The following is a 26,440-nucleotide window of genomic DNA, read 5'->3' as shown; positions in this document are numbered from 1 at the left end:
ACAGTTTCGTCTTTGTTGTTGTGTTTTTATCCAGAAAATTTTATAAAGAATACTATTATCATCAATTTTACTGATTCATTTAATAAATATAAATCAATTTTATTTATTAATAAGTGTTTTTATAATCAATTTATCTGCTGAAATCAGGATAAAGCGATGCAAAAGCCATTTTACCAACTTGAGAAGCCTAAAGAAGTGATCCGTCAGTTCACACCAAACTGGTTCACTGTGGTCATGGGAACGGGTGTTGTCGCCTTAATTTTACCTGAATTTCCATTTGCACAGGCATTGTTATGGCAATTGGCAGTATTACTTTGGCAATTCACCAGCTTATTATTTGTGACATTTGCAACTTTGTATATTCTGCGTTGGCTGATTTATCCTCAAGAAGCAAAGCAGATCTTTTCGCATCCGAGTATGGCACTGTTTTTAGGCGCAATTCCCATGGGTTTAGCGACTGTACTTAATGGCTTTTTAAAATATGGCGTTGTAATTTATGGCGATACAGCAGTCTATATCGCACAAGTACTGTGGTATGCCGATGTTATTCTCGCTGTAGGCATTGGAATTCTTGTTCCATTTTGCATGTTCAGTAAACAAGATCATCAATTACAAAGCATGACAGCTATGTGGTTATTGCCCATTGTTGCATGTGAAGTTGCAGCGGCTTCAGGCGGTTTATTATTGGCGCATTTGGATATCGGGCAACATGCAGTTGGGATTTTGTTTGCAAGTTATATGTTGTGGGGAATGTCTGTTTTACCTGCTTTTGCTATTTTGAGCATTCTTATGTTGCGTTTAGCGTTACACCAATTGCCGAGTAAAGAGTTAGCCATTACAGGTTGGCTCGCTTTAGGGCCGATTGGTACAGGGGCTTTAGCGCTTTTGGTTTTGGGTAATCAAGCACCACAGGTTTTGGCAATCATTCAATTAGAAAGTTTAGGTCTGTTTTTTCAAAATGCAGGTATTTTAGCCAGCTTTATTTTGCTTGGTTTCGGTATTTGGTGGTTCGCAATTGCTGTGCTGACGACACTTAAACATGCCGCAACAGATTTACCATTTAATTTAGGCTGGTGGGGACTGACCTTTCCATTGGGTGTATTTACTTTGGCAATCCTGAATTTAGGTCGTCAAATTCATGTCACTTTCATTATAGATATTGGTTTAGCTTTCGCTACGATTCTGATATTACTTTGGACGATGGTGATGGCTAAAACTTTACAAGGCATGTATCAAGGTCATTTGTTCTTTTCTCCTTGCTTGAAGGTTTTATTAGAACGTGAACAACAAAGTTAAAAACGAAAGAGAGCAGAACTACCATCTATTTAGATAGAAGCTATAAAAATTCTGATTATATGTTAAGCATTTTATTTCGATCTGTACGCTGTGGCGTACATCAATTTAGGTATTTTACGGCTAGTACAGGTGCTTTGTTTTTTCTATTATAAAACCATAGAGAACAGGATGTTCTAGATAAGAATAAAAAAAGATAGCAACGGAATGAAGGTACGACAGGAGTTATACCACAGGTACAAATACGGAAAAGCCCGACAGGATGTCGGGCTTTTTTATTGGAAAAATTTTCGATTTATTCGGGGAAATAAATATAAAATAATTAAAAAAGCAGCCTTTCGGCTGTTCTAAAGTCATCTTTGTTTTTATTGTGATTTATCGCCGAAACTAAACAACCAATTGAGAATCAATGCTGCAAATGTTGCAGTACCAATACCGCCTAAATTGAAGTTGCCAAATTGCAAAGCAAAATCACCTGTTCCTAAAATAATCGTTACTGCTGCAACCATGAGGTTTTTATTTTTAGAAAAATCGACTTTATTCTCAATCCAAATTTTCGCACCAGCAATGGTAATCAAACCAAATACCACGATTGAAGCACCTGTTAAAATCGCCGTTGGAATAGTATGAATGATTGCACCGAACTTTGGTGAAAAACCTAAGAAAATTGCAAAAATACCTGCAATCACGAAAACAATTGTAGAGTAAACACGGGTAACCGCCATGACGCCAATGTTTTCACCATAAGTAGTCATCCCAGGAGCGCCCACACCACCTGAAAGTGTCGTTGCAATACCATCTGCAACAAAAGCTTTCCCGATTTGTGGATCTAAATTCTCTCCAGTCATTGCACTTACCGCTTTGATATGACCTAAGTTTTCCGCAACTAAGATCAACGCAATTGGTGCAATAATCAACATTGCATTGACATCAAAAACTGGTGAATGGAAGGTTGGAAGACCGAACCAAGCTGCTTCTTGAATCGGTGCAAAATTAATCGGTGTACCATTTCCCATCACGTTTGCAACAATAAAGTAGATGAGATAAGCCAATAATAGACCAACCAATAAGAGTAAGCGTTGTAATAGGCCTTTTGTGTAGACTGCGATGATGCCCATACAGAGTACAGTGACCAAAGCCATCCACATATTAAAGTTATTACCTGCCACACCTTTGATGGTCACTGGCGCAAGGTTTAGACCAATGATCATGACCACAGCACCAGTAACCACTGGTGGCATGAGTTTTTCAATCCATTTGGTTCCCGTTGCCATCACAAGCAAACCAAAAATTGTATACAACACGCCACAGGCCATGATGCCGCCAGCAGCATGCGCAATGTTAATATTGGGTGCGCCTGTACCTGATGCGGCATAACCTGTGGCAGCAATCACAACGCCAATAAATGCAAAACTTGAACCGAGGTAACTTGGAACTCGACCACCTGTAACGATAAAGAACAAGATGGTACAAATCCCTGACATTAAAATGGCAAGGTTTGGATCAAAGCCCATCAAAAATGGTGCTAAAACAGTTGCACCAAACATGGCAAAAGCATGCTGAATGCCAAGAACAATGCTTTGCGCAGGTGGTAGATACTCATTGGTTCCGACAGGTCGTGCATCGATGCTACCTGTATATGGACGCCATTTGGGAAACCAGTTGGACATAAATTAAGCACTTAAAAAACAAATTGCGCACATGATACTCTTTATTGTTTTAAGTTTTAAACACCTTGGTAAAACTAAAGGTTTGCATTTATTAGGAATAACAATTGTTTTATACCGTTTGGTCAAATAAATGAATTGTGTAAGTTTGTAAAATCAAAGTATTAAAAAATCTAAAACGCAGAATTGTTCATAATTAAATATTTTGCAATTGATTAATTTTTTTTATTTATTATTAATGAGAAATATAAAATTGTTGACAGGGTAGACAGTTTTGAATGATGGAGGAAATACAACGGTATTCCTCCATGATTCAAATCAACAGCTTAACCCGTATTACGCAATCCTGCGGCAATCCCTGCAATACTCACCATCAAGGCATGATCAACAGGGGTATGTTCAGCTTGGCGTTCTGCAAGATAAGCACGACGACGCTTCATCAATTCAGCTTGCAATAAGTGTAACGGTAATAAATACGGTTTACGTACTTTCATGGCTTGGTCAAGCACATCATTCGAGCTTAAAAGTTTGGATTCACCTTTCATTGCTAACAAAGTTTGTACTGCATCATGTAGACGTTGGCGTAATTCAGCACCGAGTTCTTTTAAATCTTCATCATTGGTTAAATGTGACTCATAATAAAGTGCAATGTTTGAATCAGCTTTAGACAAGACCATTTCCAACATATCAATTAATGTTTGGAAATACGGCCATTCTGCCAACATTTCATCCAAAATAGCCTTTTGACCTTGATCAATCACTTGGTTAATTGCTGCACCAGTGCCTAACCATGCTGGAAGCATTAAACGAATTTGAGTCCATGCAAATACCCATGGAATCGCACGTAGAGATTCAATTCCTCCACTAACTTTACGTTTTGCAGGGCGTGAACCCAATGGCAACATTTGTAATTCAAGCTCAGGCGTTACTGTACGTAAGTACTTCACAAAATGTGGGTTTTCACGCACAGTCTGACGATACACTTTAACAGATAAATCAGTCATGGTATGCATCAAATCACGCCATTCCTGCTTGGGTGTCGGTGGTGGCAATAGGGTTGCTTCTAATGTCGCAGCGGCGTAAATTTCCAGGTTTTGTAAAGCGATTTCTTCCAAACCAAACTTAAAGCGGATCATTTCTCCTTGTTCGGTCACACGAATGGCGCCAGAAATAGAACCCGGTGGTTGAGAGAATAAAGCTTGTTGGGTTGGCGCACCACCACGACTGATAGAACCACCACGACCGTGGAATAGGGTTAATTGTACGCCATGTTGTTTTGCAATCGCTGTCAATTCTTCCTGTGCACGATATTGTGCCCAATTGGCAGACATGAATCCTGCATCTTTTGCAGAGTCTGAATAACCAATCATGACTTCATGTTTACCTTGGATATGTTGTTTATACCAATGCATATTAAACAAAGTGGTCATGGTACTTGCAGCACCATCTAAGTCTTTCAAGGTTTCAAATAACGGTACGACACGCAGCGGATGTTCAATGCCAGCTTCTTTTTGTAATAACAATACAGCCAGCACGTCACTTGGGTATTCCGCCATAGAAATAATATAAGCCCCTAAGCTTTCTTTTGGCTGTTCTGCCAAAGTTCGCATTGTTGCAAAAACTTCTTGAACATCAGGATGCTCAATCAAGCTGCCTACAGGCTCATTTAAATGTTTTGGTAATAATGGACGTTTACTTTGTAACTCTTGTAGTAAGAAGTTTTGGCGCGCTTGTTCTGTCCAAGTTTCAAAATTACCGAGTCCTAAATATTCTGTAATGGCTGAAATGGCTTGACGATGACGACCAGATTCTTGACGGATATCCAGTTTTAGTAACTCAATGCCAAAACAATTCACACGATAAATAAAGTCGAGTAATTTACCATTGGCGATTTCAGGAAGATTACATGCCATCAATGAGCGATAGCAAAGTAGCAGTGGTTGTAATAATTCATCTTTATTGCGAATAATTAAACTGCGATCAACATCAGAGTGCAAACCACGTAATTTATCTGCCAACCATTGACGAGTGGCTTTTAAGCGTTCACGTGTAGCACGCAAGTACTCACGATAAGGTTCTGGATGTTGATAGCCTAAAGCCTGCACCAATTCATTCGAACTGGCTTCAATAGAAAGTTCCCAGCGTAGATCTTCAATATCACGAACATATAAATCTGTGGCTTTCCAGCGCGATAACCACAACACTTCTTGGGTAATGTTATGTGTTACGTTTGGATTGCCATCACGATCACCGCCCATCCAAGAGGCAAAGCGGATCGGTGAAATATCCAAAGGCAAGGTTTTATTGCAATTGTCTTGTACTAAATCATCCAATTCACGAATGAATTTGGGTACAGCATTCCATAAAGTTTGCTCAATGGTGGTAAAACCCCATTTTGCTTCATCGATAGGGGTTGGACGATGTTGGCGAATTTCATCGGTTTGCCATGCTGAACAGATCAGTTGCTTTAGATCTGTGAGGACTTCCGCACGTTGCTTTGGTGTGAGTTTTTGCTGATCAAAAGTTGAAAGACAATTGTTAATGCCATCATATTTTTGGATCAAGGTACGACGACTGACCTCAGTTGGGTGCGCCGTGAGCACTAACTCAATCTTGAGTTCACAAATTTGCTTATATAAGGTTTCTGCTGAAATTTGTTGATCTTTAAATTTTGAAAATAAATGATCGAGTACATTTGGAGAAGGTGCATTTTCATCACATTCACTTTGGCGGCGACTGCGTACCACATGATATTGCTCAGCAATATTGGCGAAGTTTAAGAAATGTGAAAATGCACGAGTCAGCGGCAAAATTTCATCATCTTTTAAATTTAAAAACAGCTGTTCGAGTTGTTTTTCTGCTTCAACTTGACCATCTCGTGCACCTTTTCCTAAAGCACGAATCTGTTCAATTTGATTAAACAAATCTTGTCCCGCATGTTCTTTTAAGGTTTCACCCAAAAGATTTCCGAGTAAGCGTACGTCTTCGCGCAACGGAGCATCAATTTGTTGAATCATTTTGCCACTCTCCAATTCTTGTTATTTCGACTATAACGTGATTCCTTCACAATCCAAGAGGCTTCCTACAAAAGTAGGTAAATAACTGTGCAAGAAGTCTACAAGACTTGATTTTAATCAAGCTATATCGAGTATGCCTCAAACAAGAAAGGGCTATTATTTAGTTTTTTAATAGTGTGGCTGAGCTTTATACTTCATCATAAATAATTCAATACTTTCTGAAATGATTTGGTGTTTCTCTTCTGGAGTCGGTGGTTGTTGTATACCCAATAGAACTTCATGGTGTCGAATACCCAGCAATAAAGATAAAATTAGATTTATTTGTTTTTCAATTTCATTGGCTTGAATAAATTTTAGCTGTGTTGCTTGCTCGAAAAAGTCTTGCCAAACATTACACATGCGTTGGTGTGAAACATTATAAAACTGCATGGCCAATGGATTTTGTTCAGCAGCCAATTCTAGTAATAAATGTTCAAGTTTAATTGCTTCAGGCAAATTGATGATATACAACGCCAATTCACACACTTGATAAAAATGTGCTTGGAAATCGCTATTTGCATTCAGCCTAATGAGGCTAGCATTGATGGTTTTCTCACATGTTGCTTCGATTGCACAACAAAATAAAGTCTCTTTGTCTTGAAAATGATTATAGACCGTGAGTTTGGTCACGCCTGCTTCTTTGGCGATTTGGTTCATACTTGAACCATGATAGCCAAGCTTAAGAAACAGCTTTTTAGCTGCTTCTAAAATATGTTTACGTTTTTCTAAGTCCTTTGGACGTCCAACAGTTGTTTGCACGATTATTTCCAAAAAAGAAAAAATAAGTCATTTACACAATAGATTGTTCTCAATTAGTGTGCCATGCAGTATATTAATTAAAAATTAGCCCAATTAATATCCCAACGCTATTTTGCCTGAAAAAGTGCATTTGAATAAGAGCTTTGCGTATGCGTATTTTAAAATCAGCTGTAATCAGCTTGCTTATTGTGTCGAGTGTTACCCTGTGGGGGTGTAGTAAACCAGCGCCTGAAACAGAACAAACACCTTTTGTGATGGTGGCTCAACCGACAACATCACTTGAAGATCAAAAAAGTTATGCGGGAGATGTACAAGCTCGACAGCAAACTGCACTTGCATTCCGTGTTGGTGGGCAAATTACTGAACGTTATGTCGATGTCGGTGATCGAGTTAAAGTGGGGCAGATTTTAGCTAAACTTGATGTTAAAGATGCGCAATTACAGTTGAATTCAGCTAGAGCTCAACTCGAAAGTGCTCAATCTGCTGCCAAAGTTGCTGCAGATGAATTCAAACGTTTTCAACAATTGCTACCAATCAATGCAGTCAGTCGTTCGCAATATGATGCAGTTAAAAATCAATACGATTCGGCAAATGCTGCATTAAAACAAGCGCAGTCTAACTATGATGTATCCTCAAACCAAACAGGTTATAACCAGTTGGTTGCCAATAAAAACGGTGTGATCACCCAACGAAATATTGAAGTTGGACAAGTGATTTCAGCAGGGCAGGCAGCCTATCAACTTGCAATTGATGGTGATCGGGAAGTGGTGATTGGTGTCCCTGAACAGGCGATTTCAGACATTAAAGTCGGACAAAGTGCATGGATCACTTTGTGGTCAAAACCACAAGATAAATTTGCAGCTTATGTCAGAGAGATTTCACCTGCGGCAGACCAGTCACGTACTTTTAGTGTCAAAGTGGCTTTAAAAGAAGGTCAATCTGCAATTCAATTGGGACAAAGTGCTCGGGTTTTCTTTAATCAAAATATTCAAAATGTATTGAGTGTGCCTTTATCCAGTGTGTCATCTACAGAAAAACAAGCCTATGTTTGGGTAGTGAATCCTGATCAAAGTATTCGTAAAGTTGCTGTAACTTTGGGTGCTTATGGTCGTGACAGCGTACCTATTTTAAGTGGTTTAAGCGCTGGGCAATGGGTCGTTGTCGGTGGTGTGCATTTGCTTCGAGAAAAGCAAAAAATTAACCCAATTGACCATGAAAATCGTGCTGTGAATGTTTCTGCTACTGCTGTTAAAGCAGGAGGTTAAGCATGAACTTTAACCTTTCAGAATGGGCATTAAAAAATAAAGGCTTGGTTCTTTATTTTATGATTTTAATGGGAATCGTGGGCGCTTATTCCTATTCAAAATTATCACAAAGTGAAGATCCACCATTTACCTTTAAAGTGATGGTGGTTCAGACTTATTGGCCGGGTGCGACAGCACAAGAAGTTTCACTACAAGTGACCGATAAAATTGAAAAAGAGCTGATGAGTACAGGCCAATACGAAAAGATTATGGCCTACTCACGTCCGGGTGAGTCGATGGTCATGTTCATGGCAAAAGACTCATTAAAATCGAGCCAGCTTCCTGATGTTTGGTATCAAGTGCGTAAAAAAATTGGAGATATCAAACAACAATTTCCTTCAGGTGTACAAGGCCCCTTTTTTAATGATGAGTTTGGCGATACCTTCGGTAATATTTATGTATTAACAGGCAATGATTTTGATTACGCCACACTTAAAGAATATGCAGACCGCTTACAGTTACAGCTACAACGCGTCAAAGATGTGAGTAAAGTCAACTTAGTTGGCTTACAAGATCAAAAAATTTGGATTGAACTGTCCAATACCAAAGCCGTACAAATGGGGGTTCCTGTTACGGCAATTCAAGAAGCGTTAGCTAAACAAAACAGTATTACCAGTGCAGGTTTCTTTGAAACAGGTACCGATCGCATCCAAGTTCGAGTGAGTGGTGCGCTACAAAATGTAGATGATTTGAAAAAAATGCCGCTATTGGTTGGTGATAAAACCATTCAATTGGGTGATGTTGCAGAGGTCTATCGCGGTTTTAGTGATCCTGCTCAGCCACGTATGCGTTTTATGGGTGAAAATGGGATTGGACTTGCTGTATCGATGCGTAAAGGTGGTGACATCATTGCGCTTGGAAAAAATTTAGAAACTGAATTCCAAAAATTACAAAAAACCTTACCTTTAGGTATGGAGCTGAAAAAGGTTTCAGATCAGCCTGTTGCAGTACAACGCAGTATTCATGAATTTGTAAAAGTTTTGGCTGAAGCGGTAATTATTGTACTACTTGTGAGCTTTTTCTCTTTAGGTTTCCGTACAGGTTTAGTGGTTGCTTTTTCTATTCCACTGGTTTTGGCCATGACCTTTGCAGGAATGAACTTATTTGATGTGGGCTTACATAAAATTTCATTAGGTGCTTTGATTCTTGCCTTAGGTTTATTGGTGGATGACGCTATTATCGCCGTTGAAATGATGGCGATAAAAATGGAGCAAGGCTATAGCCGAATGCAAGCGGCAGGTTTTGCATGGAAAACCACAGCATTTCCAATGCTGACGGGAACGCTGATTACTGCTGCAGGCTTTTTACCGATTGCGACTGCAGCGTCGAGTACAGGAGAGTATACGCGTTCAATTTTCCAAGTTGTTACGCTTGCCTTGGTTGTGTCATGGATTGCCGCCGTTGTTTTTGTGCCTTATTTGGGAGACAAATTACTGCCAGATTTTACCAAGACTGCACACAAAGCAGCGTGGTATGTCCGTTTATGGGCCAGATTACGTCAACAACCTGAACCACAAGCCGTTATTCATCATGCGGGTGAACACTTCGATCCATACCAAAGTAAGATGTATCAAAGCTTTAGAAAAATGGTCAATTGGTGTGTGACTTATCGTAAAACAGTCATCGCGATCACAGTGGGTATTTTTGTACTGTCTGTAGCAATGTTTAAATTTGTACCTCAACAGTTTTTCCCAGCGTCAAATCGTGCTGAGATTTTGGTTGATTTAAAATTAGAAGAAGGTGCTTCTTTAACAGCAACAGAGAATGCGGTTAAAAAAGTTGAGAAATTTTTATCTCAACAAAAAGGGATTGATAATTATGTGGCTTATGTGGGTACAGGTTCACCACGTTTCTATTTACCTTTAGATCAGCAAATGCCTCAAGCCAGTTTTGCACAATTTGTGGTTTTGGCTTCGTCATTGGATGATCGTGATCAAATTCGTAAATCTTTAGATACACAAATTCGTCAATTATTACCGCAAGTTCGCACACGTGTGTCATTGTTAGAAAATGGTCCACCTGTAGGTTATCCATTGCAGTATCGAGTATCTGGGGAAGATGTGAGCATTGTGCGCCAACAGGCACAGCACGTTGCAAAATTATTGAGTGAAAACCCAAATACCACCAATGTGCATTTGGATTGGGGGGAACAAAGTAAAATTATTTCACTGAATATTGATCAAGATCGTGCACGTCAAATGGGTGTGACGTCTGAAGATTTAGCGAACTTCTTGAATAGCTCTTTGACCGGGGTAATCATTAACCAATATCGTGAAAAACGTGAGTTGATTGATATCCGTATTCGCGGTGATCAAGCTGAACGTGTTGATGTGGCTTCTTTATCCAGTTTAGCCGTGCCAACCAGTAAGGGAAGTACCGTACCGCTCGCGCAAATTGCTCAAATTGAGTATAAATTTGAGGATGGCTTGATTTGGCATCGTAACCGCCTACCAACGATTACAGTACGTGGTGATATTCGAACCAAGTTACAACCTGCAACTGTAGTCAACGAAATGGCTGAAAAGATAGCGCAAATTCGTGAAACATTACCGAGTGGTTATTTGGTGGAAGTCGGAGGAACAGTTGAGGAGTCTGCCAAAGGACAAACTTCAGTTAATGCTGGTATGCCTTTATTCCTTGCAGTTGTATTTACATTATTGATGATTCAACTGAAAAGTATTTCACGTTCATTTATTGTGTTTTTGACAGCGCCATTGGGTTTAATCGGTGTGGTTTTATTCTTACTCATCTTCAATAAACCCTTTGGCTTTGTAGCAATGCTTGGAACGATTGCCTTGTCTGGAATGATTATGCGTAACTCGCTCATCTTAATTGATCAGATTGAGCAGGACATTCAAGCTGGTCATCAGCCGTGGGATGCGATTTTAGATGCGACTGTACGTCGAGCTCGTCCAATTATTCTAACGGCATTGGCTGCTGTGTTAGCTATGATTCCACTCTCACGCAGTATTTTCTTCGGGCCAATGGCTGTGGCAATTATGGGAGGATTGATTATTGCGACACTTTTAACTTTATTTTTCCTACCAGCATTGTACGCAACATGGTTTAAGGTTAAAAAAAGTGTGCATAATCTATAAAATTTTGTGAATATTAGGTGCGAAATATTAAAAATTTTAATATAGTAGCACTTAATCTTTATAGAAATAACATAGGAAATTTCATTGCATTAGAAATAAAGGGATATGCAGTGGATTTGAGGTTAGAAACACCCATGGGGCAAGACAATTTAGAAAAGCAGCGTCGTTATATAACGAGTTCTTATATATTCATGTTTCTTGCATTATTTACGGTGGTTACGGCTGTACTTGCTTACTGGTTAGCCCGAAAAGTAAGCATAGCGAATGATGTAGAAGTATGGATGCACGCTCAAGCATTATGGGTGATGCGTAATGCTGTGATTTTTTTAATGCTTGCACTTTTTGCAGCGCTTTGGTTTATTCCGCTGATCTTTTTTTATTGGGATAGTTTCATTTGGGTTAAAGCATGTACGGTTGCAGGTGTTGTGTTTAGCGCAATTGCATGGTTATTTCTATTGAATGCGTGGCTCAAAGGTTTTACTAAATACTTACAGAAAAAAGCAGTATTTTAAAAAAATCTAAAATTCAAACTTGTAAAAAGAATTAATGCCCCCAATTAAGTTTGCATAGAAATATTGTCAAATTTTGTGGAGCATCGCCAAACATGGCTAAACGTGATTATTATGAGGTTTTAGGTGTTACTAAGACCGCTAGTGATGATGAAATTAAAAAAGCCTACCGTAAGTTGGCGATGAAATATCATCCAGATCGTAACCCAGATAATTCAGAAGCTGAAGAAAAATTCAAAGAAGCTTCGGAAGCTTATGAAATTCTATCTGATGGTGAAAAACGCAGCATGTACGACCGTATGGGGCACAATGCTTTTGAAGGTGGTATGGGTGGTGGTGGCTTCGGTGGAGGATTCAGCGCCGAAGACATTTTTAGCCAGTTTGGTGATATTTTTGGTGGTGCTTTTGGTGGTGGTGGTCGAGGTCAACAACGTGCACGCCGTGGCTCTGACCTACGTTATGTGATGGAATTAAGCCTTGAAGAAGCAGTTAAAGGGGTTAAAAAGACCATTACTTTTACTGCTCCTGCACCGTGTGATGTATGTGATGGTAAAGGTTCAAAAAATCCAAATGATGTAGAAACGTGTAAGACTTGTCATGGCGCAGGTCAAGTGCGTATGCAACAAGGTTTCTTCTCTGTTCAGCAAACATGTAGTACTTGTCGTGGACAAGGCAAAATTATTAAGAACCCATGTACGAAGTGTCATGGTTCAGGTGTAACAGATCGTCAACAAACCCTTGAAGTCACTATTCCTGCTGGTGTGGACAATGGTGATCGCGTTCGTTTAACAGGTAAAGGTGAAGCGATTCGTGATGGTCAATCAGGCGACTTATATGTAGAAGTGGTTGTTCGTGAACACGAAATTTTCCAACGTGATGGCGCTGATTTGTATATGGATGTCCCTGTAAGTATTGCAGATGCTGCTTTGGGTAAAGAACTTGAGATTCCGACTTTAGATGGTCGTGTGAATTTAAAAGTACCTGAAGGGACTCAAACAGGCAAAATGTTCCGTCTGCGTGGTAAAGGTGTGAAACCTGTGCGTAGCAGTATGCAAGGTGATTTACTTTGCCGTATCGTAGTAGAAACGCCAGTACATTTAACTGCACGTCAACGTGAATTATTGAAAGAACTTCAAGTCACGATGGATGGAGAAGACAGTAAGTCGTCACCTAAGAAAAAATCATTCTTTGATCGTTTATTTGACTAAGTAATTGATTGTATAAATTAAAGGGAGATATGTTTCATATCTCCCTTTTTTATTGGTTTATTTATTTTCAACGTTTTCCGCATCTATCAAATCGGTATTGTCTGGAGCAGCATCAATTTCGTCATCATCTTGTGGTGTGGGCTGTGGTATGGTTGCCTTTGTATCTGTTGATGATTTTACTTGCGTATCTTCAGCCCATGAATGATTGAGGTGAATGGCTAGAATAAAACCCAAAGTCATTTTAATTAAACGCATTTAATATCAACCTACAAAAATTAAAGAAAGAATGTAATGATAAAAGCATGTATTGCCCCACATTACATTGAAAAACTTAGATGAATTTGTGTAGGCAATGTTTAACTTTTAATGGATGAGAGATATATCTCCTAAGAGTTACAAAAATCCTTGGTTGGGCGAGAAGTACGTCCTATACCTCCGCGTCGCCTAACGCGATTACAACATTGAATTATATTTGCTTGATAAAAAAAGTAGAAAGTAATTTCATTATATTCAGTTAATTTCAAAAATTGGTGTAGTTTCTTATTTGATATTATTTTTTGAATAAGTATGAGTTTTAATATCTAGGATTTATTTTAATTTTAACTTTATAAAAGAATTAAAGAGATAGCTTAAATATCTCTTTAATTTGTACATGAACTATCGATTATTCCAAAATAGGTGCATCAATATCTTCAATTTTCACTTCTACGGGTGGTTCTGTTGAAGTGTTTGAATCTGTTTGTAGGGTAGTTTTTTCTTCAGTTGGCGCTGGTGTCATTACTGGTGCTGAGTCAGCGGCCCAAGCCTGTGAAAATGCCATTGCTATGCCCATCACTATTACGAAAGCCATTTTATTCGAATGCATATTGATCTCCTTATAATCACTGTTATTTTCATTCGTGGCAGTAGTCTGCTGTGTATTTTTTGCACTTTGATGAAAAAGTGACAAGGTGATGAATTATTATTTCAAAATTTTACCGATGTATTTCAATAAATTAATCTATTTCACCATTCAGCTCAAAATGGCTAAATCATAAGCTATGGTTTTTATTGAAATAAAAAAACTTCATGCGATTTTTAAACATGAAACCTAGTCTTAAAACTGAGTTTTGTTATAGTAGTGGCAATTCTCAAATTTAGTTTTAGGAAAATCTTATGTCAGTCGCTCCACGTATTGGTATTGTAGGCGCAGGTGGTCGTATGGGTCGCACATTGATCCAAGCGGTACAGCAAGCGGGTTATCAACTAGCCGCAGCTGTTGAACGTCCAGAAAGCTCACTCATTGGTGCTGACGCGGGTGAGCTTGCAGGTATTGGTGCTGTTGGTGTTAAAGTTGTTGGACATTTAGAAGACGTATTAAAAGATGTCGATGTGGTAATTGATTTTACTGCGCCTGCAGCGACTGAGAACAATCTAAAATTATGTCGTGCTGCTGGTGTGGCAATGGTGATTGGTACAACAGGCTTTTCAGATGAGCAAAAAGATGTATTAAATCAATCTGCGACTCAAACACCTGTGGTATATGCTGCAAACTATTCAGTGGGTGTAAATGTATCGATTAAACTTTTAGAACTGGCTGCAAAAGTATTTAATGACACGGTGGATATCGAAATTATTGAAGCACATCATCGTCATAAAGTAGATGCACCATCAGGCACTGCATTGATGATGGGTGAGGCAATTGCTGATACTTTGGGTCGCGATTTAAAGAAAGTTGCGGTTTATGGTCGTGAAGGTCATACAGGTCCGCGTGAACGTGAAACCATTGGTTTTGAAACGATTCGTGGTGGTGATATCGTCGGTGAACATACGGTAATGTTTATTGGTGAGGGTGAGCGTGTTGAAGTCACTCATAAAGCGACCAGTCGTATGAATTTTGCTGCGGGTGCAGTTCGTGCAGCAGCTTGGGTTGTGGGCAAAGATGCCAAAAAGTACGATATGAAGGATGTTTTAGGCTTAAATGACATTTAAGTGTAAAGCGTATTTCTATAAAATCAGAATAATGACTCAATTTTTTGAAAATTAAAAAATGAAAAAAATAATGATGTTACTTACTTGTGCAGTTAGTGCTTTGAGCCTAACTGCACAAGCAGCTTTGCCAAGCAATGCTAAATTAAGTCTTAATAAAAATAATATTAAGGTTTGGACATATAAAGATGCCAATAACTCAGTTTTATCGTATAGGGCTGAAACAGTATTTGATGTGCCTATTGAAAAAGCTGTGACTTTAATTTTGGATGTGAATAACACACCCAAATGGGTACCGAATGTTGCCAAGGCTGAAATTTTATCTCGTGATGATAGAAAAGGGGAATTTACGATTTATATGGTGTTAGATTTTCCATTTCCTTTAAAAGACCGAGATATGGTGGTGAAGGGGAAAATGTCTAAAGACGCCAATGGCACCATTAGCATTAAAAATACGGCAATTCAGCAGGGTAAACCACTTAATCCCAATTATATTCGTTTAAAAGATTACTTTGGTGATTGGACCTTTCAAAAGTTAGGTGCGAATCAGGTGAAAGTGTCGACCACTGGGCATGCCAATCCAGAAGGGTCTATTCCAGCCAGTGTGACCAATCTTTTGGTCGAACAACAACCCTATCAAATGTTGCAGCGGATGAAAGTAGAGTTGGCAAAAAAGACGAAAGCACCTGTTTTACCAGATATTTTAAAATAAAATTTAAAAACCCATCTTGGTCAACAAGATGGGTTGGAGAGTAGCGCTTTATATTGGCTATTAATGTGTGATTTCTACAGACTTAACAGTAGTGACAGAGGCTGTAGTGGCTTGAGTCATCTTCATTTGAATTAACACTAAAACCAAACCTAATGCCGTGAGTAGTGAACCTGTGATTGAAACAGCAGCGTAGCTCATGCCCATACTCAATACAGCACCACCTGCTGCTGCACCTACAGCATTACCTAAATTAAATGCACCAATATTGACAGAAGATGCCAATCCAGGCGCTTCATGTGCCACAGACATGACGCGCATTTGAAGCGGTGGAACAACGGCAAAGGCTGCTGCACCCCAAACCAGCAATGCCAAAGCTGCGCCGATTTGAGTTTTTGCTAAAATTGGGAATAGCAGCATCATCACCATTAACAGCACTAAGAATGTTGTGAGTGTTTTGGTGAGTGATAAGTCTGCAAATTTTCCGCCTAAATGATTACCTATAGAGAAACCAATACCAATCAAAACCAACATGAGCGTGATAAATGTCGGGCTTGCATGGGTAATGTTTTGCAAACTTGGAGCAATGTAAGTGTATAGCGTAAACATTGCACCTGCACTCATGACTGTAGTCAACAATGCTAAAACCACGGGCATGCGAGTCAGTACTTTTAACTCGGCTTTTACGTTAGGACGTTGTCCTACAGTACCCTCAGGGAGTGCTTTCCATAGGAATAGCATGGTGATTACACCCAATATCGCAATTGCAGCAAAAGACATACGCCATCCAATGTTTTGTCCAACCCATGTGGCTAAAGGTACGCCTCCAATATTGGCAATAGTTAAGCCCATAAACATCATCGCTACAGCACTGGCTTGTTTGTCTTTGGGTACAACACTGGTTGCAACAATAGAACCGATCCCAAAGAACACGCCATGATTGAGACTGGTAATCATACGCGCGCCCATTAGCCCCCAATAATTGGGTGCAATTGCTGCAAGGATATTACCAATTGTAAAAATACCCATGGCAAGAATCAGTGCTTTACGGCGTGGAAAATGCCCAAACCATAACGTCATAATAGGTGCGCCAATCATGACACCTAAAGCATAGGCAGTAATGAGCATACCTGCTGTAGGAATCGAAATATTTAAGTTTTCAGCAATTTGTGGCAAGAAACCCATCGGTGAAAATTCTGTGGTTCCTATGGCAAACGCACCGATGGCTAAAGCCAATAAAGGAAAGTTAATTTTCATTTTGATTCATCCCAAACAGGCGCTAAGTTTTCAGGATCAACTTCACGTCCATTTCTGTCTAGTTGAGCAATCATCTGCATTTCTTCAGTAGACAGTTGAATGTCTTGAGCTTTGAGATTGGCAATTAGATTTTCACGTTTTGTTGAAGAAGGGATCACTGAAAAACCTTGTTGCAATGCCCATGCCAAAGCAATTTGTGCGGTAGATGCCTGATGATGCTTGGCAATTTCAAACAAAATAGGATCATTTAGTACTTTGCCATAAGCCAAGGTCATATATGAGGTGATATCAATCTGTTGTGATTGTAAGAAATCTACTAACTTAGGGCTTTGCAAATAAGGACTTAATTCAATTTGATTGGTTGCAATATTGTCTAAGCCCACCGCTGCAATAGCTTGTTGGGTTAAATCAATATTGAAATTCGAAATACCAATATGTTCAGTTAAGCCTTGCTGTTTTGCTTCAAGCAGGTTGTGCATCATTTCAGCAACAGAAATTCCAAGTTGTGGTGCTGGCCAATGAATCAAAGTCAGATTCACAGCATCTGTACCGAGTTTTTGTAAGCTATCTTTTAAACTTGGAATCAATTTGTCGGCTTTGTAGTGGTCTGTCCAAATTTTCGTGGTAATGAATAAGTCTTGGCGAGCAACCTTACTTTGTGTAATTGCTTGACCAACCTCTGCTTCATTGCCATAAATTTGAGCAGTGTCCACAGCACGATAACCAACCTCTAAAGCATTTTTAACAGAATCAATGACCGTTTGACCTGTTAAACGGAATGTACCGACACCGAATTGAGGAACAATTTTAGACATGAGTTGTGCTTCATTTTTAAGATTGGGTGTATTTTGCAGGGTTTATTGTTGCTTAAAAATATTGAAATATGCAAAATATTGTTGCGTCTTGGTCAAGAATCAAAAGTGATTAATTCAAATGAAATCAACATTAGAAGAATTACAGGCTTTTATTAGTATTGTGGATAGTGGTTCGATTGTTGCTGCTGCGGAGCATTTGGAGCAGACCACATCTGGGGTAAGTCGAGCTTTGCAACGCCTTGAAACCAAACTCAATGTGACGTTATTAGAACGAACGACACGTAAGTTAAAATTGACGCAAGAAGGGCAATTATTTTTAGAAAAAGCCCGAAAAATTGTCAATGATCTGAATGAAGCAGAAGATGCTTTGCTTAAATCGGACAGTGATACATCAGGTTTAATTCGGGTCGATTCAGCCACACCTTTTGTTCTACATGTGATTACGCCATTGATGATCGAGTTTGTTGAACGCTATCCAAATATTGAAATTGAGCTGAATAGTAATGATCAAATTATTGATTTATTAGAACATAAAACAGATGTTGCGATTCGATTTGGGGAGTTGAATGACTCCAGCTTGCATGCGCGACTGCTCTGCAAAAGTCGTTTATATATTGTGGCAAGTCCAGAGTATTTGGAAAAATATGGCTATCCAAAAACACCGCAAGATATTCTCAATCATTCACAAATTGGTTTTAGTAAGGTGGCACATTTAAATACATGGCCTGTCTATGTGAATGGCGTAAAACTAACAGTCAAACCGAAAATTAAAGCATCGAATGGTGAAACTGTACGTAAGATGGCTTTAGATGGATTGGGTATAACCTGCCTCTCTGCATTCCTTGTGCATCAAGACATTAAACAAAAGCGTTTGGTGGCATTGTTTGAGGAGCAAATTGAAATCTATGAGCAGCGCATCCATGCGGTCTATTATCAACAAGAGCATTTGCCGAAACGTGTCCGTTTATTTATTGAGTTTTTAGCTGAAAAGCTGTCAAAGTATCGATAGTTTTCTGTGATGGCAAGTCTAAACTCAGCAAGATCTGTTTGCTATTTTGCTGTGGATTAACCAATTTAATTTCATAGTGTTGTGCTGAGTTCTGCAGACATTCAAACTGTAGGTTTTGTTGTGCTGGGATGTTCACTTTCATGGTTATGTCACGACTTGCACGATAACTGTATGCTCTTACTGAAGCAGTTTGGTGCAAAGTGGGTTGTAAGTGATCCAGCTGGTATTCACCTAAACGTTGGGTTTTTAAGAAGCCTTCAATCAATGATTTGCAGATAAAATGTTGTTGTTGTGCAGCTCGATTGATTTGTTGTGGCTGACATGCGCTTACACCCAAAACAGCGCTGAGCAAGATGATTGTTCTCATTTATTTTCTCCTTTCAAATCAAATATATTTAAAAAATTGGCTGTGAAAGAAGCATAAATCTGTTAAGTTTGTGGATACAGATACAACAAATATTAAAAAGTGGGTACAGATATGGCTTTTCAATATCAAACACTTGCACAGCAAATTGCGCAAAAGATTTATTGTGGTGAGTTGGTGGTGGGACAACGTTTAAGTTCATTGCGTCAATTTGCAGAACAGCAGAAGATTAGTTTGAATACTGCAAAAAGTTGTTATGAATTGCTGGAGGCACAAGGGCTGATTTATGTTAAGGATAAATCAGGTTATTTTGTGCAATCGCAACAGAAGGTTCAGCAAATCGCTGTACCTGATCACCCCGATTTTAAGTCTAGACCACGTGAAGTATCCAATTTAGAGTTGCAAATCCAAATCCATGAAGCCGCGATCAATAATCGATTGATTCATTTGGGTTCTATTCAATTGTCACCCAACTTAGTGCCTGTGGAAGCTTTGCGCCGTTCGATACAACGTGCTTTAAAGCATTGTAAGCCTGAAGATTTTTTATATAGTGATCGGCAGGGTCATCCACAATTACGAGAAGCACTTTCAGCACATTGGGCCGAAGACGGTTTTTATATTGCCAAAGAAGATATTTACATCAGTAATGGTTGTATGCCTGCTTTATCTGTGGTGATTCAAAGTTTTACCCAAGTCGGAGATAGCATCATTATCCCGACACCAAACTACAACGGTCAGTTGCAGCTTTTGGCATTGCTTAAACGGAAAATCATTGAAATTCCTGCCAATACAGAAGGGTTCGATATTGATCGTTTAGAACAAGTGATGCGGGATTCAGGTGCAAAAGCGTGTTTACTGACTGCAAATTTTCAGAATCCGTTGGGATTTTGTTTAAGTAATCCAGATAAAGAAAAAATTGCACAATTGGCAGCCAAGTATCAGTGTTATGTGATTGAAGATGATATCTATGCCGAATGTAGTTTTAATGCGAAACGCCCTTTACCTATTAAATACTGGGATCAAGCGGGTTATGTGATTTATTGTGGTTCTATTTCTAAATCTTTATCAACATCTTATCGAGTAGGGTGGTTCTGTATTCCTCAACGCTTACAGCACTTACATGCTCAATTGATGACTCAAAATGTGTCAGTGAATACGCCTTTACAATTGGGTCTAGCTGATTTGATTTTTAGTCGAGCGTATAGACAACATTTAACTGAATTACGTCCCCAGTTGATGGCGCAAGTGGAGCAATACCGTCAGTTTATTTACCAAAGCTTTCAAGGGGTAGAGATTCGTTTGAATCAACCACAGGGCAGTTATGCATTGTGGTTACAGTTACCTCAGCAGATTGATAGTTTGGCGATGTATTATTATGCACAGCAACACAGTATTAACATCGTACCCGGCTTAATTTTTGGTGAGGATAAACGCTATAACAATTGTATTCGTTTGAATGCAGGGCATGAATTGTCAGAAGAGATTCGAGACGCGATTGTATTGTTGGGCGATTGGGTTAAAAATCAGCTTCATTTTGCTGATACGACTAAAAACGCTCTTAGGTCTGATCTGACACAAGAGCGTTTATTTGAAGCAAGTTAATTAATCTTGAGCGTCGATACTTTGACCGTTCATATCCAAGCTGTCATCACCCATCAGGTAAAGATAAGCAGGCATGATGGCTTCAGGAGTCGGTAATGTTTTTGGGTCTTCATCAGGATAAGCTTTTGCACGCATTGCCGTACGTGTACCGCCTGGATTGATGCAGTTAAAACGAATATTTGGATAGGTTTTTTCTTTGGCAAAGATTTGGCTGACTGCTTCTATGGCAATTTTAGATACAGAATAAGCACCCCATTCTGCACGTGCTTCACGCCCTACGCCAGAACTCGCAAAAACGACAGATGCATTTTCAGATTTTTGTAATAAAGGAAGCAATTCTTGAGTTAAAACAAAGGGCGCACGTAAATTTACTGCCATTACATCATCCCAAACATCTTCAGGATACTGTGCCAATTCAACGCGTTCACCGAGAATACCCGCATTATGCAAAATGCCATCCAAATGCCCAAATTGCTGCTCTAGCGTATCGTAGAGCAACTCATAGTCTCGAGATGATGCCGTTGACAGCTGTAGTGGAAGAATAGCAGGCTGTGGCGCACCCAGTGACTCAATTTCATCATAAATCACTTCAAGTTTATTCAATGTGCGACCATGTAAAACCACAGTCGCACCATGTAATGCATAGCTCAGTGCAGCCGCACGTCCTATACCGTCTCCCGCACCTGTAATCAGGATAATCTTCCCTTTTAATAAGTCTGGGCGAGGTTGATATTCTGAATATTTCATGGGAGACCTCCTATCATTGTTATTGAGTTATTTATACAAATTGCTTATTAAATTAAGCGGTAATTCGTTTGATATCCACCAGTTTATTGATGATTTGATGTAACTCAGTCACATTATTCACAATACAATCCGCTTGCCATGCATCTAAATTGTCTTTGTGCTCTAAAGGTAAATAGCCATAAGCTGCAAGTATGGTATACATACTGGCATTTCGTCCTGCATCAATATCACGTGGATGATCACCTACATAAATAATCTGTTTTGGATCAATCTGCAAGTGACTTGCTGCAAGATACATCGGTTCAGGGTCTGGTTTGGTATGCGTCACATCTTCAGGGCAAACCAATACTGCACAACGTTCGCTTAAGTTCAATGCTTGCAACAAAGACTCGCTCAGACCACGAGGTTTATTGGTGACGATTCCCCATAGGATATTATGACTTTCTAAATCTTCGATTAAAGGATACATACCTTGAAATAAGTCTGTATCCACAGCAATATCTTCACCGTATAAATCTAAGAAACGCTGACGATGAGCGAGGAAAATAGGATCATCCACAGCCAATTCAGGATAAACCAGCTTGACCATGGCCCGAGCGCCTTCTGACACTTGTGTGCGAATTAAATCGGCATCAACCACCGCATGACCTTCTTCACGGCACATGTGTTGAATAATACGAATAAAATCCGCTGCGGTATCAATCAATGTTCCATCTAAATCAAACAGTACTGCTTGCATTACACACCTTCATTTACCGTATAGACCATATAGTTCACATCCACATTTGGAGCAAGCCAATAATGTTTGGTTAATGGGTTGTAATGTAAGCCTGTCATATCTTTGAGCTTTAGACCTGAATTGCGAATATCATCCGCAAGTTCAGATGGCTTAATGAATTTATGATAATCGTGTGTGCCTTTTTTCAATAAACGTAATACATATTCAGCCCCGATAATGGCGAATAAATACGATTTAGGATTACGGTTAATGGTTGAAAAAAACACATGACCATTCGGTTTAACCAATTTTTGGCAGGCTTGAATGATCGATGCTGGATCTGGAACATGTTCGAGCATTTCCATACAGGTCACAATGTCATATTGTCCAGCTTGCTCTTCTGCAAGTTGCTCAACAGGAACTTGACGATATTCAATATTGTGAACATTTTCCTGTTCTGCATGTAGACGTGCAACATTAAGCGGCGCGAGACCCATATCAATACCCAGAACATCAGCACCACGACGTGCCATGCTTTCTGCCAAGATACCGCCACCACAACCCACATCTAAAATCTTTTTGCCTGCTAAACCACCTGAATGCTCATCGATCCAGTTTAAGCGTAGTGGATTAATTTGATGTAAGGGTCTGAACTCAGAGTGTTGATCCCACCATAAAGCAGCGAGTGCTTCAAATTTTGCAATTTCTTGTGGATCAACATTAAGTTGCGACATGACAGTCACCTCTGAGTAAATTGTTTTAATCAAAAATTAATTCAAGCTATGCTAAGGTTTGTTGGTATTTCATAGAAGAATTATCAACAGACCCTAGTGTAACGTTAATTCTGAAAAAAGCGATGAATCGTGTAAAAAACTTCACAGAAGGAAAACGATTTTCCCATATTTGTTTTATAGTTAGTGCATAAGCTATACAAAACGACTTCGAGGACAATAAAGTCAATGAAAAAATTTATTCTTGGTGGCATGACTGCAATGGTTATGGCATTTTCTGCAAATACCATGGCTGCTGATTTCGTTGCAGGTAAAGACTATACCGTTGTGCAAAATCCTGGAAAGGTCAGTGTTCCAGGTAAGATTGAAGTACGTGAATTTTTTTGGTATGGATGCCCGCACTGTTTTAAATTAGAACCGCATATGCAAACATGGTTGAAGAAAATTCCAAAAGATGTGAATTTTATTCGTACCCCTGCAGCAATGAACCCGCTTTGGGAACAGGGCGCACGTGCTTATTATGTATCTGAAGCCCTCGGTGTGCGTAAGCGTACGCATTTGCCATTATTCCATGCCAATGGAACTGGTCAGCAAATCCTAGATAAAGATGCTTTTGCGAAATTCTATACACGTTATGGCGTGCCTGAGGCCAAATTTAACAGCATGTATAGTTCATTTGCGATCACTGCAAAAGTAGCAGAATCGAACCAATTGGCTGCACAATACCAATTATCAGGTGTTCCAGCCGTGGTTGTGAATGGTAAATATGTGGTACAAGGTGAAGACGGCAAAGTGACTCAAGTCGTTGATTACTTAATCAATAAAGAACGTAAAAGCAAATAAGTCTTTCAGTTGCAAAAACCCGCAAATAATTGCGGGTTTTTTTATTGCTTATCGAGTTTCTATTTTTCGATGAAAGCAATTTGTTCGCGTCTTTTTTACAATGATTGAATTTATTATGATTCAGTTTTTTGAATATCCCAATTTTCAATCCCTTTAAAAATCAGACGAATTTGAGTGACGGCTTGTTTTTGCAGAACCATTTTTTGTAGTTCTAGTTCGATCCCTGTGTAGAGTCGTTGCAAGCTGATCCATGACATTGCCCAAGTAAAAGATAAATTAATCAAGATATTGGTAATCACTTTTAGATCATTTTCATCATGAAAGTTTTGTACGATTTCAAACTTTTTTAGACTATTTGCAAGATCATCATTTAAAAAAACGATCTCACGCGCGATGGCTTTACGTATCGCTTCAGAACCTCCCCAACGCTCAGAAATCATAAAGATCCATTGTTGTGGGTTTTTATCTACCGCTTCAAAAAACAATTGCATACTGGTTTTCGTTCTTGCTTCAGGATGAGCAAAGCCTTTGCCCAACTGATTTAAAACATTTTTTAGATATAAAGCAACTTGATCGACCAGTTCCTGACCAAGCTCATCCATGTCTTGAAAATGTCGATAAAAAGCCGTCGGAACTAAGCCAACCTCTCGTGCCACTTCACGCAAGCTAATGCTCGAAAATGAACGACCTGATGTGCTCAAAGTTAAAGCAGCATCGAGTAAAGCCTGTCGACTTTGCTGTTTACGTTCATCCCGTATCGACATTCTGGTATCCAAAGTTTTTTGTTGTGATGAGTTTATCAAAAAAATAAACAAATTAAACGACGAATGTCAGTGAACAGGTGTTGACTGATTCTAAAAAACAGATATAGTGTACATATGTTCACTAAAAGAACATTTGTTCACTCAATAAATAGCAAGCACAAAGAGGAACTTAATATGAGTAGCTATATGCAGTATCAAACAGCCATGAATCAACAGGATGACTATCGACCAGAAATCATTCGAGAGGATTTTGTCGACTTTATCGCTGAAAAAATTAATCCTGTTTGGGCTTGGAAAAAAGTGAAAGCAACAGTGGTTAAGACACGTGCTTTAAGTCCTGATTTTTATCAAATTCAATTACGTCCGAATCGTAATTTTAAGCATCAACAATTTAAAGCAGGGCAAAGTATTCTTGTCACTGTAGAAATTGCAGGTGTACGCCAACAACGTAGTTATTCTGTGGTGAAATTTCTAGCCAATGGCGACATCATCATCGCGGTCAAACAACAAGGTAAAGTGTCCAACGTGCTGACTCAGCTGACTTTTGGCAATATTGTTGAACTTTCTCAACCGCAGGGCGATTTTGTTCTTAATCAAGATGTTGCACCTATATTATTGATTGCATCGGGTAGTGGAATTACCGCAATTTATTCGCTTTTACTTGAAGCCTTAAAAGTATCAAATCGTTCTATTGATTTAATTTATTTTAGTCGTGATGACGCATTTCATACAGATTTGGAGCAACTTGATCAGCAAAATGCTCAGTTTAAATATCATGCAATTAATACAACGCAAAACAAACAACATGTGACTATAGAACTGTTGGAAGAGTTGGTTCCTGATTTTCAAATACGTCAAAGTTATGCATGTGGTGCATCAGCAATGATGCAAAGTTTGAATCAGATTTTTCAAAATTTAAATATTGAGCAGCAACTGAAACAAGAGTATTTCCAAATTGCAGTTGATGAAAGCTTAGTGGCGCAGCCAGTCGTGTTCTTACGTTCACAACAAGCGTTTGAGGCGAGATCAAGTCTTCTAGAAAGTGCTGAACAAGCAGGTTTGAAGCCTACACATGGTTGTCGTATGGGGATTTGTAATACCTGTACTTGTACTAAAGTGAGTGGCTCAACCAAAAATATGCTGACAGGTGAAATTGACCATGCTTCCAATACTCAAATTAAGTTGTGTATTAGTCAAGCGATTAGTCCTGTGACAATTAACTTGTAATTTCAAGCCCTTATTTTCATTCAAATTTAAAAATTAAAAACTCAGAGTTTTAAGTTTAAAGCTCAGGGGAACGTATATCCAAAATTTAAGGCACAGTTCATAAAAAATGAATGGTGTGGGAGTAAAGTCATGAATATGTCAGTGAGTTTTCCAAACAGTAAGTCAAAACATTTAAGCCCAGAACAAACAGCTGAATTTGGTCGCCGTGTCGATGAAATTCGTCGTGAAGTGATGGATAGCTTAGGCGAACAAGACGCTAAGTACATTTATAAAATCCGAAATTTTGTACGTTATAGCGAAATTGTTTCACGTGGAGCGTTAATGTTTGGTGGTTGGATCCCACCTGTTTGGGTATTCGGTACAGCATTGTTGGGTATTTCCAAAATTGTTGAAAATATGGAATTGGGTCATAACGTGATGCATGGGCAGTTTGACTGGTTGAATGATCCAAGTCTAAATGGTGCAAACTATGACTGGGATACCATGTCTACAGGTGATGATTGGAAATATACCCATAATTATATACACCATACCTATACCAATATTGTCGGTAAAGACCATGATGTCGGTTATGGTTTATTACGTGTGAGTGAATCACAAAAGTGGGAGCCTCGTTTTCTTTTGAATATTCCGCTGGCGATTCAATTAATGGTATTTTTTGAATGGTATGTCGGTGTGCAAAACTTACATTTGGAAGATGCTTTGGTTTATAAAACCAAGACTTGGAAGCAAGTATGGGCGGATGCAACAAAGTTCCGTAAAAAAGCACGCCGTCAGATCTTAAAAGATTAT

The 26,440-nt window shown here is 39.1% G+C and carries 24 protein-coding genes; 12 read left to right on the top strand and 12 right to left on the bottom strand.

Going from position 1 to position 26,440, the window contains the following annotated elements:
• Positions 1–156 precede the first annotated feature (156 nt).
• Positions 157–1,296, top strand: a complete 1,140-nt coding sequence (locus D7V20_RS12130; RefSeq protein WP_120384518.1) for a TDT family transporter — start codon at positions 157–159, stop codon at positions 1,294–1,296.
• A gap of 362 nt (positions 1,297–1,658) precedes the next feature.
• Here D7V20_RS12130 and D7V20_RS12125 read toward each other — a convergent pair whose 3' ends face one another.
• The 3 genes from D7V20_RS12125 to D7V20_RS12115 form a co-directional block, all read right to left on the bottom strand.
• Positions 1,659–2,963: a solute carrier family 23 protein gene (locus D7V20_RS12125; protein WP_120384517.1), complete on the bottom strand. Its 1,305-nt coding sequence runs from the start codon at positions 2,961–2,963 to the stop codon at positions 1,659–1,661.
• Positions 2,964–3,286: 323 nt separating this feature from the next.
• Positions 3,287–5,977 carry a phosphoenolpyruvate carboxylase gene (gene ppc / locus D7V20_RS12120; RefSeq protein ID WP_120384516.1) on the bottom strand — a complete coding sequence of 897 codons (2,691 nt, stop codon included), beginning with the start codon at positions 5,975–5,977 and terminating at the stop codon, positions 3,287–3,289.
• Between the two features lie 168 nt (positions 5,978–6,145).
• Complete coding sequence (locus tag D7V20_RS12115; RefSeq protein WP_120384515.1) at positions 6,146–6,775, bottom strand: TetR/AcrR family transcriptional regulator; 630 nt, start codon at positions 6,773–6,775, stop codon at positions 6,146–6,148.
• A 149-nt stretch (positions 6,776–6,924) separates the two neighbouring features.
• Here D7V20_RS12115 and D7V20_RS12110 point away from each other — a divergent pair, with 149 nt between their 5' ends.
• From D7V20_RS12110 to dnaJ, 4 genes are all read left to right on the top strand, one after another.
• Positions 6,925–8,040, top strand: coding sequence for an efflux RND transporter periplasmic adaptor subunit (locus D7V20_RS12110; RefSeq protein ID WP_120384514.1), 1,116 nt, complete (start codon positions 6,925–6,927; stop codon positions 8,038–8,040).
• Positions 8,041–8,042: 2 nt separating this feature from the next.
• Positions 8,043–11,177: an efflux RND transporter permease subunit gene (locus D7V20_RS12105; protein ID WP_120384513.1), complete on the top strand. Its 3,135-nt coding sequence runs from the start codon at positions 8,043–8,045 to the stop codon at positions 11,175–11,177.
• Between the two features lie 134 nt (positions 11,178–11,311).
• The gene (locus tag D7V20_RS12100; protein ID WP_120384512.1) at positions 11,312–11,689 is read left to right on the top strand and encodes a hypothetical protein; all 378 of its coding nucleotides are present in this window, start codon (positions 11,312–11,314) and stop codon (positions 11,687–11,689) included.
• Between the two features lie 92 nt (positions 11,690–11,781).
• Positions 11,782–12,894, top strand: a complete 1,113-nt coding sequence (dnaJ, locus tag D7V20_RS12095; protein WP_120384511.1) for a molecular chaperone DnaJ — start codon at positions 11,782–11,784, stop codon at positions 12,892–12,894.
• A 57-nt stretch (positions 12,895–12,951) separates the two neighbouring features.
• Here dnaJ and D7V20_RS12090 read toward each other — a convergent pair whose 3' ends face one another.
• Complete coding sequence (locus tag D7V20_RS12090) at positions 12,952–13,149, bottom strand: hypothetical protein (RefSeq protein WP_120384510.1); 198 nt, start codon at positions 13,147–13,149, stop codon at positions 12,952–12,954.
• A 409-nt stretch (positions 13,150–13,558) separates the two neighbouring features.
• Positions 13,559–13,759, bottom strand: coding sequence for a hypothetical protein (locus tag D7V20_RS12085; protein WP_120384509.1), 201 nt, complete (start codon positions 13,757–13,759; stop codon positions 13,559–13,561).
• Between the two features lie 290 nt (positions 13,760–14,049).
• Here D7V20_RS12085 and dapB point away from each other — a divergent pair, with 290 nt between their 5' ends.
• Both dapB and D7V20_RS12075 read left to right on the top strand, forming a co-directional pair.
• Positions 14,050–14,865 (top strand): 4-hydroxy-tetrahydrodipicolinate reductase, encoded by an 816-nt coding sequence (gene dapB / locus D7V20_RS12080; RefSeq protein ID WP_120384508.1) that lies wholly within the window; start codon positions 14,050–14,052, stop codon positions 14,863–14,865.
• 58 nt (positions 14,866–14,923) lie between these two features.
• A complete protein-coding gene (locus D7V20_RS12075) occupies positions 14,924–15,574 on the top strand; it encodes an START domain-containing protein (RefSeq protein WP_120384507.1) in 651 nt (216 codons plus the stop codon).
• A 60-nt stretch (positions 15,575–15,634) separates the two neighbouring features.
• Here the strand turns inward: D7V20_RS12075 and D7V20_RS12070 are convergent, their stop codons facing one another.
• Together D7V20_RS12070 and dkgB are read right to left on the bottom strand one after the other, a co-directional pair.
• On the bottom strand, positions 15,635–16,828 hold the full coding sequence (locus D7V20_RS12070) for an MFS transporter (protein WP_120384506.1): 1,194 nt from the start codon (positions 16,826–16,828) through the stop codon (positions 15,635–15,637).
• The gene (gene dkgB, locus D7V20_RS12065) at positions 16,825–17,643 is read right to left on the bottom strand and encodes a 2,5-didehydrogluconate reductase DkgB (RefSeq protein WP_120384505.1); all 819 of its coding nucleotides are present in this window, start codon (positions 17,641–17,643) and stop codon (positions 16,825–16,827) included. The genes D7V20_RS12070 and dkgB overlap by 4 nt, the downstream gene beginning before the upstream one ends.
• Before the next feature lie 118 nt (positions 17,644–17,761).
• On the opposite strand from dkgB, the gene D7V20_RS12060 reads away from it, so the two are divergent.
• Positions 17,762–18,652 carry a LysR family transcriptional regulator gene (locus D7V20_RS12060; protein WP_120384504.1) on the top strand — a complete coding sequence of 297 codons (891 nt, stop codon included), beginning with the start codon at positions 17,762–17,764 and terminating at the stop codon, positions 18,650–18,652.
• On the opposite strand, the gene D7V20_RS12055 is transcribed toward D7V20_RS12060, so the two are convergent.
• Positions 18,612–19,019, bottom strand: coding sequence for a hypothetical protein (locus D7V20_RS12055; RefSeq protein WP_120384503.1), 408 nt, complete (start codon positions 19,017–19,019; stop codon positions 18,612–18,614). The two genes, D7V20_RS12060 and D7V20_RS12055, sit on opposite strands and share 41 nt — an antisense overlap.
• A 111-nt stretch (positions 19,020–19,130) precedes the next feature.
• Between D7V20_RS12055 and D7V20_RS12050 the strand changes: the two genes are divergently transcribed.
• Positions 19,131–20,618 carry an aminotransferase-like domain-containing protein gene (locus tag D7V20_RS12050; protein ID WP_120384502.1) on the top strand — a complete coding sequence of 496 codons (1,488 nt, stop codon included), beginning with the start codon at positions 19,131–19,133 and terminating at the stop codon, positions 20,616–20,618.
• On the opposite strand, the gene D7V20_RS12045 is transcribed toward D7V20_RS12050, so the two are convergent.
• Genes D7V20_RS12045 through ubiG form a run of 3 tightly spaced genes read right to left on the bottom strand, consistent with a single transcriptional unit; the run spans position 20,619 to position 22,817 of the window.
• Positions 20,619–21,365, bottom strand: coding sequence for a YciK family oxidoreductase (locus tag D7V20_RS12045; protein ID WP_120384501.1), 747 nt, complete (start codon positions 21,363–21,365; stop codon positions 20,619–20,621).
• A gap of 52 nt (positions 21,366–21,417) precedes the next feature.
• The gene (locus D7V20_RS12040; protein WP_120384500.1) at positions 21,418–22,104 is read right to left on the bottom strand and encodes an HAD family hydrolase; all 687 of its coding nucleotides are present in this window, start codon (positions 22,102–22,104) and stop codon (positions 21,418–21,420) included.
• Positions 22,104–22,817, bottom strand: coding sequence for a bifunctional 2-polyprenyl-6-hydroxyphenol methylase/3-demethylubiquinol 3-O-methyltransferase UbiG (gene ubiG, locus D7V20_RS12035; protein ID WP_120384499.1), 714 nt, complete (start codon positions 22,815–22,817; stop codon positions 22,104–22,106). Before ubiG ends, D7V20_RS12040 begins: the two co-directional genes overlap by 1 nt.
• A gap of 225 nt (positions 22,818–23,042) precedes the next feature.
• On the opposite strand from ubiG, the gene D7V20_RS12030 reads away from it, so the two are divergent.
• On the top strand, positions 23,043–23,657 hold the full coding sequence (locus D7V20_RS12030; RefSeq protein WP_120384498.1) for a thiol:disulfide interchange protein DsbA/DsbL: 615 nt from the start codon (positions 23,043–23,045) through the stop codon (positions 23,655–23,657).
• 113 nt (positions 23,658–23,770) lie between these two features.
• Here the strand turns inward: D7V20_RS12030 and D7V20_RS12025 are convergent, their stop codons facing one another.
• Complete coding sequence (locus D7V20_RS12025) at positions 23,771–24,421, bottom strand: TetR family transcriptional regulator (protein ID WP_120384497.1); 651 nt, start codon at positions 24,419–24,421, stop codon at positions 23,771–23,773.
• A 174-nt stretch (positions 24,422–24,595) separates the two neighbouring features.
• Between D7V20_RS12025 and D7V20_RS12020 the strand changes: the two genes are divergently transcribed.
• Both D7V20_RS12020 and D7V20_RS12015 read left to right on the top strand, forming a co-directional pair.
• A complete protein-coding gene (locus tag D7V20_RS12020) occupies positions 24,596–25,648 on the top strand; it encodes a flavin reductase family protein (RefSeq protein WP_120384496.1) in 1,053 nt (350 codons plus the stop codon).
• Between the two features lie 129 nt (positions 25,649–25,777).
• Positions 25,778–26,440: fatty acid desaturase family protein (locus tag D7V20_RS12015; protein ID WP_407923952.1), on the top strand; the 663-nt coding region annotated here is incomplete at its 3' end.

Origin of the sequence: Acinetobacter rongchengensis (assembly GCF_003611475.1) — a bacterium.
GTDB lineage: Bacteria > Pseudomonadota > Gammaproteobacteria > Pseudomonadales > Moraxellaceae > Acinetobacter > Acinetobacter rongchengensis.
Note: the sequence above shows the minus strand (reverse complement) of the source record. Positions and strands in the feature narration are given on the sequence as shown.